Source organism: Corynebacterium diphtheriae, from assembly GCF_001457455.1.
Taxonomy (GTDB): Bacteria; Actinomycetota; Actinomycetes; order Mycobacteriales; family Mycobacteriaceae; genus Corynebacterium; species Corynebacterium diphtheriae.
The window spans coordinates 2,090,914-2,103,529 of the sequence record NZ_LN831026.1 but is presented as its reverse complement, the minus strand read 5'-3'; the positions used below and the strand labels follow the sequence as shown (position 1 = coordinate 2,103,529).

The 12,616-nt window shown below is 55.5% G+C and carries 8 protein-coding genes and 1 pseudogene; 1 reads left to right on the top strand and 8 read right to left on the bottom strand.

Going from position 1 to position 12,616, the window contains the following annotated elements; genetic code table 11:
- Position 1: 1 nt before the first annotated feature.
- The 8 genes from AT687_RS10070 to AT687_RS10035 form a co-directional block, all read right to left on the bottom strand.
- Complete coding sequence (locus AT687_RS10070) at positions 2-1,633, bottom strand: AMP-binding protein (RefSeq protein ID WP_014303368.1); 1,632 nt, start codon at positions 1,631-1,633, stop codon at positions 2-4.
- Positions 1,630-2,238 carry a VOC family protein gene (locus AT687_RS10065; RefSeq protein WP_014319402.1) on the bottom strand — a complete coding sequence of 203 codons (609 nt, stop codon included), beginning with the start codon at positions 2,236-2,238 and terminating at the stop codon, positions 1,630-1,632. Before AT687_RS10065 ends, AT687_RS10070 begins: the two co-directional genes overlap by 4 nt.
- The gene (locus tag AT687_RS10060) at positions 2,231-7,765 is read right to left on the bottom strand and encodes a non-ribosomal peptide synthetase (RefSeq protein WP_014319401.1); all 5,535 of its coding nucleotides are present in this window, start codon (positions 7,763-7,765) and stop codon (positions 2,231-2,233) included. Before AT687_RS10060 ends, AT687_RS10065 begins: the two co-directional genes overlap by 8 nt.
- Positions 7,747-8,892, bottom strand: coding sequence for a Gfo/Idh/MocA family oxidoreductase (locus tag AT687_RS10055; protein WP_014303371.1), 1,146 nt, complete (start codon positions 8,890-8,892; stop codon positions 7,747-7,749). The genes AT687_RS10060 and AT687_RS10055 overlap by 19 nt, the downstream gene beginning before the upstream one ends.
- Positions 8,893-8,934: 42 nt before the next feature.
- Entirely contained in the window at positions 8,935-10,044 is a 1,110-nt protein-coding gene (locus tag AT687_RS10050; protein WP_227917059.1) for a saccharopine dehydrogenase family protein, read from the bottom strand.
- Between the two features lie 486 nt (positions 10,045-10,530).
- Positions 10,531-11,085: an IS3 family transposase gene (locus AT687_RS10045; RefSeq protein WP_077393419.1), complete on the bottom strand. Its 555-nt coding sequence runs from the start codon at positions 11,083-11,085 to the stop codon at positions 10,531-10,533.
- Positions 11,072-11,410, bottom strand: a complete 339-nt coding sequence (locus AT687_RS10040; RefSeq protein ID WP_014319400.1) for an IS3 family transposase — start codon at positions 11,408-11,410, stop codon at positions 11,072-11,074. Before AT687_RS10040 ends, AT687_RS10045 begins: the two co-directional genes overlap by 14 nt.
- A complete protein-coding gene (locus tag AT687_RS10035) occupies positions 11,410-11,607 on the bottom strand; it encodes a hypothetical protein (RefSeq protein WP_014319399.1) in 198 nt (65 codons plus the stop codon). Before AT687_RS10035 ends, AT687_RS10040 begins: the two co-directional genes overlap by 1 nt.
- 280 nt (positions 11,608-11,887) lie before the next feature.
- On the opposite strand from AT687_RS10035, the pseudogene AT687_RS10025 reads away from it, so the two are divergent.
- A pseudogene (locus tag AT687_RS10025) lies at positions 11,888-12,591 on the top strand (IS3 family transposase); the annotation flags it as partial.
- Between the last annotated feature and the right edge of the window lie 25 nt (positions 12,592-12,616).

The window sequence follows — 12,616 nt, the reverse complement described above, 5'->3', positions numbered from 1 at the left end:
CTCAGCTTTGTTCGGATTCACGGTCAGTAAATTGCGCTGCCGCGAGAGCACGCAGCTTTTTCTTGTCGACCTTGCCGATGTTGATCAGTGGAATTTCGTCGACAGTGATCACCTGGTCCGGCACCTTGTATCGGGCTACGCCTCGGGTGAGGAAATCATCCAGAATGGCGGAGCGGTTAACGCCTGGTTGGGCGACGATGGCTGCAACGGTGCGCTCTCCCAGTGCTCTATCTGGCATTGGGAAGACGGCTGCAGCACTAATGCCTGGAGTTCCAGACAGGAGTGTCTCGACCTCAGAAGGGGAGACGTTTTCGCCCAGGCGATTGATCTGTTCAACCACGCGCCCGCACAGCACCAGGTTGCCGTCCTCGGTAAGGTAGCCACGGTCACCGGTGCGGAAGAAACCATCCTCGGTGAAACAGTCCGGGGTATCGCGGTTTCCTTCGTAGCCGAAGAAAGTATAAGGGCCCTTTTCTAGTATCTCTCCCGGCTCGCCTCCCGGGCCATCGATTACCAACTCGTCAGCATCGGAGATGGGACGACCTTGCGTGCCAAGAATCACCGCTGGAGGGTCATCAATACGCGTGAACGTAGTGATGCCTTCACCCATGCCATAACCCTGGTGGATACGCACACCGAAACGATCCTGTATTGCCTCACCTAAGCCGTCGTTAAGCGCCGCTGCGCCAATGATAATTCGCTCCAAGGAAGAGAAATCTGCGGGAAACCACTCTGCGGCCTCCACCCACACCTGGGCTACCGCAGGAACTAGTGCAGTCAGCGTGACCCCGTGGGTCGCAATGGCCGGAAACGCCTCATCGAAGGCTGCGCTGGTGCACAGAACCACAGTGCCGCCCGAAAGCAAGGTGCCCAGAATCCCGGGCTGAGCTAAGGCGAAATCATGAGAGGTAGATAGAACCGCCAAGTATACCGTATCTGGCCCGACGCCGCAGCACTGTGCCGCCGCACGGGTGTTATATGCATACGCCTCATGTACCCGGGGAATTATTTTTGGCATGTTCGTGGTTCCGCCAGACAAAAGATTCAGCGCAACGCTGCGTGGATCCGGCCACTTAGTAGGCGGAGAACATTTGGTAGAAATCGGGGCAGTGAAGAGACCTGGCAGAACTCGGTACGAGGACTCCTTGTCGTGCGTGGGTCCGTTATCGGCCCACAGTTCTTTGAGTCCGAGCTCGCCGGGTCCCATAGCCTCTACCATGGCTACGGTGTCAAAACCGAGATGGTCGCGGCCACCGATATAAGCAACTGGGTGTAAAGACTCACACAACGCTGCAACTTCGGCCTCTCTATGCGCGGGAAGCAACAGGGTTGGGATAGCACCCACGCGCATCAGCGCAAGCAGAGTCACCACATACGCTGCGGTGTTTGGCAGTTGCAGTAGCACGTGGTCTCCTGGCGAGAGGCCGCTTTCTCGTAGCTCCTCGGTGAACACACAAAGTGATTGCTCGAGTTGTGCGTAGGTCAGGTGTGCGTCGTCAGCGATGACAGCTACATGGTCCGAATAAATCTCGGATGATTCGAACAGTTCCTGGCACAGGCTTTTTCGGGCCAGGTGGCCGGTGCCTTCGTAATGCTTCAACACACTGTTGCGGTCGATATCGCGCCCTCTCATGCAAACTCCAAATCAATCGTGCCTGTGCCGGAACGGCAGGTGAGGCCGCCGTCGACACCAACGTGCTTACAAATGCTTAATGTCTTCTCACTGGCCGCAAAATCGATGTCGGTTATGTGGGTAATCCCGTTAGGATGCGGGGTGTTGCGATGGGTATCAATGGCAAAGGGGGTCACGAAAAGCGGGATCGCCCAGTCGTCGGGTGACAGACACCAGCAGGCGAGCCGTCTGCCAGCGGGATCCTTGCGGGAGAACGGGATTGTCAGGCTCTTGGTTTGATGAGAATCAAAAATCTCCTTTATGTGGTCAAATTCCTTGCGCTGCGCATCCAGTACCACCCGTGAGTACCCCTGTGACATGGTGGCGAATCTGTCATAGGAGTCGACGAATTTTCCATTGCCAGTAAGGTGTAAAAGTTGGCGGAAAAACGGTGGTACGTCGGCTCGCTCTCGTATCTCCAGGTAGGGACCCTCGCAGAAATAAATAAGCGCGCTTGCAGCGTTTTTCTGTTGTCCTGGTTCAACGTCAAAGCCGCGCGAACGGAAGTAATTAATTGAGTTCTCTAGGTCGTCTGCTTTATAGATAATGTGTCCCACATTAGCCATTTCGTTGTTCCCTCTCCGTGAAGAACGGAAGTAGTGAGGGTACGTTCTCCTGTAGCAGGCAGGTGGCATGAGAACCGGCCACGGCATGTATCTGCAGGTTGCCGAGCACGGTCGCTGGCCAATCGATGTCTCCGCCTAGGCTCGGGTAAAAACCAGTTACACCTTCGGTAGGCTGCAGTACGACTACATCACCGAAATAGACATCGGGGACGTAGTCGATGGTTCCGAGTAACGAATGCCGGAAGACATCGTATAGGATGTCCAGCATCCCGCGAGTGGACTCGGAGTCTGTGTCGAATTCACGGATGCTTCGGTAGATGAGTTTGCGGCGCGCCCTGGGACTCAACACCGCCATCTTTTGGAAGAACTCCCCGATATCTGCGTATGGGCCTTCAAGGGTACACAGTTCTTCGTCACTGATATTGCGGTTGATGCCATCAAGGGTGTGCTCCAGGGCTGCTGCGAGGGTTTTGAGGTCGAAGTTCGCCCCCATTGCACTTAGGTCAGCGTTGAAAATGCACCCATAGGCGAGCTCACACAGCAGTTCATTAGTGACCCGGTGCGGGCACTGGTGGGTGCTGATGCAAGTTACCTGGCGCACGTCGCGGCCGAGTTCGGTGAGCGCCTTCGCGGTCTCCAGCGCTAACATACCGCCAATGCAGTAGCCGACCAACTGATAAGATTCCATATCCAACTCATCAAGTTCCTGGGCGTAGCTCTGGGCCAGATCCCTGATCAGCGTACGGGTTGTGTAGTCCAGGAATCGATCTGCGTCACCAGCGGTAAAACCAACGTGGGCAATCTCTGGCTGGCGTTGAAGCAGTTCGGGCATCAAGAACTCGTAGTCCTTCAGGCGGCCAGTGCCAGCGTGGATCATCACGCGGCAGAACGTTGCGTCCTTCGGCAATCGGTATACATGCAGATTTGAAGACCCAGTTGGAGAGCCACTGGCTACAGTAGACAGAGCAGTCAGTTCAGGGGAGGTATGATTAGCAGAATTAACGGCTTTTAATGCTTCGGGTTGACAGCTACTTCCTGCAGCCTGTGCTAGCGCGGAAATGCCTGCGATGGTTGGCACCTTGAGTACGCCACGCATAAGGGCGTCCCACGTGTGCTGCTGTAGGCCAGGTATTTCTTGGCGGAGCCGGGTTACCGTTTCGGCCATGAGCAGTGAGTCACCCCCAAGCGCATAGAAGTCATCATTGCGCCCAACCTCCGTGGTGTCGAGGACATCGCGCCAGATAGTCGCTATCTGCTCTTCCGTTTCGTTGCGTGGAGGATCGATCCGGTTGTTGGGGCTTCCCACCGGTTCTAAGCAGAGTTGCGCTAGGGCCTTGCGGTCTACCTTGCCATTTGAGGTTAACGGCAATTCCGGTAGTACATTGACGGAAGCCGGAACCATGTAACCCGGTAGGTGAGTACGCAGGTAGCCCAGAATGTCTTCACTGTTGAGCGTGGGGACATCGTCGTCATCGGCACCAACGATGATGAGTCGTTGCCCGCATTCGCGCAACGGGTCACTAGTGTTTGGATACTCCGCGATGCGGTGCATCTGGGTATCCCTGAAGACCTGATCCCACTGCGCGTCCTCGATGAACACCTTGTGTGATTCCGCACGGTGGTCCGTGAAATCAACCAGATTCATCTTGATGGACACCGAGATAAGGGCTGCGTAAAGTTCAGTGATCGGCTCTACTATGACGATCACGCCCCCGGGGCGGCGCAGCTGCTTTAAGCGGGTGAATGACTCCTCGATATTTACTGAATTATGCAGTACGTTGGCGCACAAAATGATGTCGTAACCGCCGAACTCTACATCTTGCGATGTGCAGTCTGAGTTCATATCAAACAGGCCATAGGTCATGGCACCACAATGCGCGAACATTTTTTGGGCTTTATGTAGGAAGAATGTCGAAATATCGGTGAAGCGGTATTCGATTACGTTCTCGGGGAGTCGGCTAACAATTTTTTCCGTCGTAGCACCTATGCCAGCGCCGACCTCGAGGATCCTTACCGGATGATCAGCGTGGTGCTCGGCAATGCCGATCACTGCCTCTGCGGCCGCAGCATTCATCGCCTTGCTAATGCGGTTTTCGCCGTAAATGGTGCGGGCGTTATGGGTATCTCCCTCCGGGAAGAACACCTCGGTGGGACTGATCTCTCCGCGCAACTGGGAAAGAAGCGCCTCAGCTGCGTGCCGTTGGTAATTGAATAATTCCTTACTGTTATTGATTTCCGCTTCCATGTTGCCGAACTGATCCCAGGCCTCTCCGAACACGAAGAAGTCCAGGGTCTGTTGGCTGACAGTCCAACCCTCATCATCCTTAGTGGCTAAGCCTTCTCCAGTCAGAATATTGAGCCAACGGGTTATGAGTTCGCGATACTCTTCGGAGGGATGGATCGCCGCGGTGATTTCCGTAAGAGTGTGGTATTTTCCTGCAACGAGGAAAACACCGGCTTGTTGGAAAGCCGCGAGCAAAGCAGCCATCGCGGCTTCGTTTCCCAGCCGCATCCATGTGGCAAATATTCCCGTGTCAAGGCTCGTATCTGCAGGTGTCCAGCGCTGCTCAAGCATTGTACGGAGCTCCGAGTTTCTGATTTGCCCAGCATCCTTGAGCTCATCTTTGTCGCTCTGTGCATCAGTGACGAAAGCATGTAGTTTAATTGGGTCACTGGTTTCCTGGGCGAGTACTATAGCGCGTTCGACGAAGTCGTTGGATTCGAGGACTCCTTCTATCTCGCCGGTTTCCACTCGATAGCCGTTGATTTTTAGTTGATTGTCCCGACGGCCGTGAAACTCGATTACGCCGTCTGGGCGGTAGTTTCCTATATCCCCGGTAGCGTACATACGTGTGCCATGCTTTTCGGAAAAGAAAAATTTCTCTGCTGTGGAGGTTGGATCGTTGAGGTAACCGGTGGCTAGGCTTTCCCCGGAAATATGGATTTGCCCTCGCACCCAGTCCGGACACTCATTGCAGGCCTCGTCGAGCACCCACATTCCTTGGTTGGGTAACGCGGTACCATATGGTATGCTAGTTTCATTTGTGTGACAGGTCATCGGGTGGAAAATCGACCATATTCCGCCCTCCGTGGCGCCGCCGAGGCTGATGAGTTCAGCATTAGGGAAGTGGGGTGCAGCATGCGCTGGGAGAGTGCCCGGGATCCTGTCTCCGGACAGCATAACCAGGTCTAGGCTGAGGATGTTCGGGTGACGGGTCACCTCTACCTCTCGCACAAGCATTTGGAACAGTGCAGGAACAGAGTTCCAGGTATCGACGTTGTTATCAACAAGGAAATCGATCCATTTGCTGGGGTTTCGCGATTCCTCGTCTAACGGCAGGACCAAAGTGCCACCGCTTGCGAAGGTACCGAAGATGTCATACACGGATAAGTCAAAGGATAACTTCGATACCCCCAATACCGTGCGTCTTTTATTTCGGCCGAGGAGATTGTTCACGCTATCTATGGTGTTCATTGCAGCCGAGTGCGTAACGACAACACCTTTTGGAATTCCGGTGCTGCCTGAGGTGAAGATGATGTAGGCGGTTTCGGTGGGGGAAACCGGTGAGGCTATGGTGCCACTGTACTGTATCGGGCTGAGAGTATCGACGTTGATGTTGGAGATATCGGTATTTTCTTCGGAGAAATGAGAATTAGTGATGACGTTGGCAGGACGACACGCTTCTATCATTGAACGTTGGCGGATTGCGGGTTGCTCGTGATCGATCGGCACGTAGGCTGCACCAGTTGATACCACGGCAACAGCGGCAGCTATTTGCCATACTCCGTTACCTAGGACGATGGCAATGTAATCTCCGGGACCGACATCAGAGAGCTCATGCTGTAATGCCCCGACGTAGCCAGCCAGATGTTGGTAGCTGTAGGTTTTTCCGCCACACACCAGCGCTGGCTGGTGTGGGTGCTGCTGGACGTTATCCCAAAACCCGTCGTGGAGGCATCGGGTGGTCTGCTGTACGTGGGTTTTGTGAATGCGGTTACGGATGGCGATCGTCTTATCGGGCAAGTGGACTGAATCAGTTTCCTGCCACGCCGAACCGTCGTCGACCAGGCGATCGAGTAGGTCGGTAAATGACTCCCACATGTCGTCGATCAACGCCGGTTCAAAGACGTCCTCTCGCACGTCCCAGTTGACGTTGCAAGAGCCTCCGTCCTGGAATGCCTGACAGTCAATCCATACCTGCGGCGTTCGGCTTACGCCGGAGACAAGGTTGTAGGCCGGACCATTGTTGTGCGGTGTGTCTGCACCCAACGCGCTGGTGAATACTACCGGGATTACCGCGGGCTGCCCGGTAGTGCGGGCTATATCGCGCAACACGTCAACCCCGGAATACGCAGCGTGTGATAGCTCTTCGGATAGCTGCTCCTGGGTTGCGTGCACGCGCTCACTAAAGGTTCCAGTGTGCGGATGACAAGCATGTAGGGTCATCTCGGTAAAGTCTCCGATAATACGGTTGATTCCGGCAATGGCAGAATCTCGGTTCATCGAAGTGACATTGACGCAAAAGTCACTTGTGGAGGACCAACGGCGCAGTACATCGGCGTAGGCGGTAAGTAGCGTCGCCGAAGGAGTGACGCCGTGAGTGCTTGCTGCGTCGGTGAGCTTTGACCATGCTGCTGGCGAGCATCGCCAGGTACGCCGGGTGAAACGCACCGGCATTTCGGATGTGCGATCGGCTGAGGTCAGCGTCGGCAGTAAGGGTTTGCCGGACAACGAGGGGATGATCTCGGACCAGTACTTTTTTGCATTGGTGCGTGCAGCGAAGCCAGCGGCACTCTGGCTGTGGTGGTTACGGGAGGTGATTATATCCCGAAACGTGGTGTCCTCTAGTTCCGGTAGAACGTTACCTGCGTAGAGAGTTAGAAGTTCCTCGACCATCACCCTCACGCTTACAAAGTCGGCGATGATCATGTCCACCGAAAACTGTAGGATGCTGCATTCGTCAAATTGCAAAAGCTGGAATTCGTGCAGTGGCCAGGTGCCCAACGGGTAGCTACGGTTTTCCAATTTTGCGCGGTGACGAAGATACTCGGCGTCCGGGACATCTGGGTTGTGGCCCGCGAGGTCTACAGCTTGTAGCACCGGCAAACTGCGAGATTTAACCACCTGCAGCGAATCCGGTGGAACGACCACTGCAGAGAGCATGTCATGGCGCTGGATGAGTTCGTGCCAAGCCTGTTCAAGGCGGCTGCGATCAAGGCGTTCCGTTCGTATTTCGGCGTAGCTGTGGCACCCGGTGCCACCCAGATCATAGCCTTCGTTCTGACCGGTTGCGTATGCGCGCTGAATATCGGTCATGGGGAAGGGGGCGAACCGTGCTTGCTCATCATGCGGAACGGCCTCCCGCTCACGCAACCATGCCAAAACCTTTTCCTTATTTGACCTTAAGGCCGCGAGGTCTTCCTCGCGCAAGGAACCCTTGGGTGAACGGTAGTTGAGTCGATCGCCGTTCACCCATAGCGCTATACCGCGGGATTCAAGGTCGTTAATCAGCGCTGTGACATCCATGTTATCTCTCCTGTGTTCCGGTGGTTGGGGTTGTTTCGCTCAATGGGGGAGGTATGAGACTCCCCCAGCGGCCACATCAGACTCTCGAGACTGAGTGGTTCGGCATGCATAGCTGCTTGGACGGTACATGTGGGACCCAGTAATTGTCCGGTGCGCGCCCAGACTGCGCACAATGCCAGGAGGTATTCGGCTTCTTGCGCTTCGTTCTTGGAGCACGCCAACTTGTCATATACTTCGTTCAGAAACTCCGCAATGCCTGCAGGCCAGGTATGGTCGTAGAGGGCGACACGGGTAACGCACGGCTCGATAAGGAGATTCTCATGCAACTGTAGAGTGCTCAAACGATCATCGGCAGCAGTGCTTAGCAAGCCAGCTTGATCTCGTGGGATTGGGGTGTTTGGGTGCCAGATGATGGTTCCGTCAGTCTCGGTGAGCACCAGATTTCCGGCGTGCGTGAAAACAGTTATTCGATGCCCCACGTGAGCGAAATCGTCTGGCTTTTCTGGGTCGTTGTGATTAACCACGCGCAAGCAGAGCGGGGTTTTGCGTATCGAACCGGTGAGCGTAGTGAATATTCCGGTAACTTGGGTGTCGTCATCAAAGCTCCATGGGGTAAAACCGCCGGTAATCCTTCCGATGATATCGAGCGTTGAGAATAGAAAGTGAATGCTACATTCGGCGTCTATGTGGATGATTTTGAACTGCCTGGTTAGTGTTGTTGCGATTTCCAAGTACCGGGATATGGTTGGATTCCAGCGGTAGAAGGTGTTGAGCTTGAACTGCACGTTATTTTTCGCTGCCATCCGGTAGCAATCTACAGAGTCTTTCTTGTGGATCGGGTGCTCCATCACTACATGCTTGCCACGGCTTAAAAACTCTAGGGCGAGCTGCGTGCCGGAACCGCCAACGACGCTAGATCTGACCACCACACAGGCAAGATCAAAAGCGGGGAGATCTTCGATCTTGGTACACAGAGGTACGCCTAGCTGCTCTGCCAGCCGGCGCGACTGTTCGCTGCCCTGAGATAGGATTGCTACCAGCGAAAATTTATCCGCAAGCTTTTTTATCCCGTTGATGTATATACGGCCAAATGTTGTGCCGCATACGACGACGCGTACAGTGTTCATGCGACGGGCCTTTCTAGGTTCTGAGCCGAAATACCGGGGTTTTTAAATGAAGCCTGCATCGTCGTCATCACTCCATTGAGGTGCGTCGGTAGTTGCTGTAGGGCCGACGATTTTAATGTCGACGTTGTAAGAGGCCAGTGACGAGAGGACAGTTTGAGGGGCCGGCAGCTCATAGCCCCATTTCGGCCCGGTTAGTAGTTCGTCGCGGATAACGCTTTTTGTCGCTTCCGCAACAAAAAGAGCGGTGATGAAGGTGGAGTCCGGTGCGTGGACACTGCCTGAGACGCGAACAGGGCGGCCCCGTAGGGTGCCGTGGACAGTGGCTTGGATGGCAAACCAGTGGTTCTTTCCGGCATCGAGTTTGGTCTTCGCTGCAGCTATGTCTGCGCACAAATTCATGAGCGTGGTTGGGTCTGATATGTCGGTTTGTGAGAGCGCACGTAAAAGTAACTGCTGGGTGTCCCGGTCCGGTATGGCCGTGACCCCTATGAGGCGCGGAATAGAGAAATCTTGGGCCACCTTGCGTAGCTCGTTGGTGACGAACGGGCTTGCTATGAGTCCGTCATCGCTTGGGAAAGGTTCCAGATCTTCAGCGTGGATGCTCCCAGGTTGGTAAGCCACGAGGTCGCCGTCGACAATCATCTTCCCGGGATGTCCGTAGGAGTTGTGGGTACTTAGCACCACATCGACCAGACCCGACAGCCCGCCCCGGTCGCGTCCACCAGTGCAGAGAGTTACCGATTGACAGTCGTCGATTAGGCCCGCCAGGTGGCGTAGTAATAGACCGCTGAGACCGGGGGTAGCGCCGGCGTTGACCACGCACGGACGGTTGGTGGGATAGTTGTCGAATGAGTTGGCTCCGAACGGGTCTATATAGCCCACTGAGTCTGGTAGTGCCGACGCTACTGAGGTCTTGAGAAGACATGACGGTCCGGCGCAGTTGACGACGACATCAAGGTCACGGGAAAATTTGTTGACAGATTCCTCGTCGTGAGCGTCAACGATAGCGGTGCGCTCATCTGATGTGTGGTGAGACCGATTCCCGCAGTTCACCACATGTCCGCTAGCGCGCAACAGTGCGGCTACTTGGCGGCCTACTTCGCCATGCGAACCGAGAACCCCCACTCTTGCCGTCTCTCCTGTGCGAACCACTCAATGTCCTTTTCTTAGCGAGCACATAACGCCAGATAGCGCCGGTTTAGGTTAGGCTACCCTGCGCGGCAATGAGTTGCAATAGATAGAGGGTAAAACGGCTCTTCCCGATCTAGAGTGCGTAGCAACATAGCTACCTGGCTGGGGGTAGGGGTCGTTGGGCCGGGTCAAAAGGATAGGCAGGGGGTGTTTTGGTGGTGTCGTGGCATAGCAAGAGGCCCTAGACGGTGCAAGATGGTCGTTATCACACAGTCCATCCAGCCACCTAGGGCCCTGACCATGAACTTGTGCAGGTATCAAGCTCCGGGTTTCGTAGAGGCTGTTTTTCTTGGTTTTCTACGCCACAGAGGATGCGACAGCGGTGGTGGTGGCCCATTCGGTGTGGACCTGGTTCGGTGGGCGGTAGCCCACCGATGAGGGCAACCGGGTCTGGTTGTACCACCCGACTGGGGTTGCCCGCAAATTGTTGACAGTTGAGTTAGGTGTCTAGGCCGCCTGGGCGGTGTGCTGTTGGAGGGCAAGCTCGTACTCGATAGGGCTTTGCATCCCGATGGATGAGTGGATTCTTTTGTGGTTATAAAACCCCTCGATCCAGGCGGAGATATCGCTGTAAACTTGTCGCCTAGTGGCGTAAGCACGGCGGTAGAACTTCTCGATCTTCAAACTCGCCCAGAACGACTCCGCCATTGCATTATCCCAGCACACCCCGGTCCGACCCATCGACAACGTCGCGCCAATGTTCGTTGCAAATCGCGACAGCTGTGTAGAGGTGAACTGACATCCACGATCCGCGTGCAGTACCACCGCCTCTGGCCTGGCGTTGCCACGGTTGTCCATCGCCATGGCCAGGGCCTGTGTAACCAAGTCAGTATTCTGCTCATCTCCCATGGCGTAACCCAGCACCCGCTTGGAATGCGCATCTCGAATAGCGATGAGATACCCCCAGCCCTCACCAGACCTTAAATACGTAAAATCCGTGATCCACACCTTGTCGATCGCACCCCGGTCCCACACGCGTTCGCAATGATCAAGGTGGGCCATCGCCACCGTGCCGAACCCGTGGTGGCAGGCGAAACTGTCTAGTGGATATAGCCTCTAGACCTTGGCGTTTTAGGCTGGCAGCGACGCGCTTTTTATCCACCTGGATGCCGTAGTCACGCTGTAAGGCCGCGGCCAGGCGTGGGGATCCGTGGGTTTGTGCATAGTCGAAAAATAGTTGCCGAACCATCCGGTCAAACCGTACTCGGGCAGTTTGTTTGTCCGATGCTGCCAGCCGCCGTGCGAACCACTGATAGAACCCAGCCCGGCTGACCTCGAGCAGGCGCGCCATCAGCGCGATGGGAAACTGTGCCTTCTGCGCTGCCATTAGCTCAAACAGTTCTTGTTTTGTTGCTTGGCTGCGAAGAAGGCGCTTGCTTTTCCCAGGAACTCGTTTTCCATCTTCAACGTGGCGATATCCCGACGCAGCTTGCGGATCTCGGCTTTGAGTTCGTCTGGTGTGGCCTCGCTCTGCTGCACTGCATCTAGTTCTACGCGGCGAGCTTTTAACCACCATCCGAGCACCTGAACCGTCCTGGGTTTTGTTCCGACCTAGTTTGAGGAAGGATCATCATCCATGGGTAGGAAGTTCCCACAAGATTTCAAGGAGCGCGCCGTCCGCCTAACCGACGAGCACCGCAAGGCCCACGATTGCTCCGCATGGCAGGCCGCCACGGTAGTCGGCGAACGCCTCGGAGTTAGCCTCCACACCATCCGCGGGTGGATGCAAAAGAGCTTGGAAAAGACCCCACCAGGTGACGATTTGCCATTTGAAGTACGCGAAGAAATGCAGCAGCTACGCAGCGAAAACCTCGAGTTACGCAGGGCAAACGAGATCCTCAAGGCCGCATCGGCTTTTTTCGCACGGGAACTCGACCATCCCGGACGCTAATGATCCGCTTCATCGACGAGCACAAGGATCATTACGGGGTCGAGGCCATCTGCCGGGTGCTCCGCGAGGACTTCTGCGAAGATTTCTACACCTCACGCGGCTACCGGGCGTTTAAGTCCCGCCCACCATCGGCCAGGGCGCTTCGCGACGAGGAACTCATTGAAGAGCTCAAGCGCCTACACGCCGACAATTTCGGGGTCTACGGCATCCGTAAGCTGCACCAGGCCATGGTTGACGAAGGTCACGACATCGGCTGCGACCAGGTCGGCAGGCTGATGAAAATCGCAGGCCTCAAGGGTGTGCGTCGTGGCCGCAACCCCGTGACCACCAAGCCTGCCAAGCAGCCCGATTCGCGCCCTGACCTGGTCAAGCGCAACTTCACTGCTGATGCGCCGAGCCGCTTGTGGGTCGCTGATATTACCTACGTCCGTACCCGTAGTGGGTTCGTGTACACGGCATTTGTCACCGATGCGTTTAGTCGCAAGATCGTCGGGTGGTCGACGAAGTCTTCGCTGTCAGCCGTGGCGCTGCCGATGGAAGCGTTGTCGCAGGCCATTCATTCAGCGAAAGGCCAGTTAGATGGGCCTTTGGTGCATCACAGTGACCGTGGGTCGCAGGGTGGATTCAATTGGTTGTCGCAAC

Bases quoted from the DNA above. Each gene is read 5' to 3' on its own strand.
- AT687_RS10040 (WP_014319400.1), bottom strand. From the start codon at position 11,410: ATGGCAGCGCAGAAGGCACAGTTTCCCATCGCGCTGATGGCGCGCCTG.
- AT687_RS10065 (WP_014319402.1), bottom strand. From the start codon at position 2,238: ATGGCTAATGTGGGACACATTATCTATAAAGCAGACGACCTAGAGAAC.
- AT687_RS10055 (WP_014303371.1), bottom strand. From the start codon at position 8,892: ATGAACACTGTACGCGTCGTCGTATGCGGCACAACATTTGGCCGTATA.
- AT687_RS10070 (WP_014303368.1), bottom strand. From the start codon at position 1,633: ATGAGAGGGCGCGATATCGACCGCAACAGTGTGTTGAAGCATTACGAA.
- AT687_RS10045 (WP_077393419.1), bottom strand. From the start codon at position 11,085: ATGGCCCACCTTGATCATTGCGAACGCGTGTGGGACCGGGGTGCGATC.
- AT687_RS10060 (WP_014319401.1), bottom strand. From the start codon at position 7,765: ATGGATGTCACAGCGCTGATTAACGACCTTGAATCCCGCGGTATAGCG.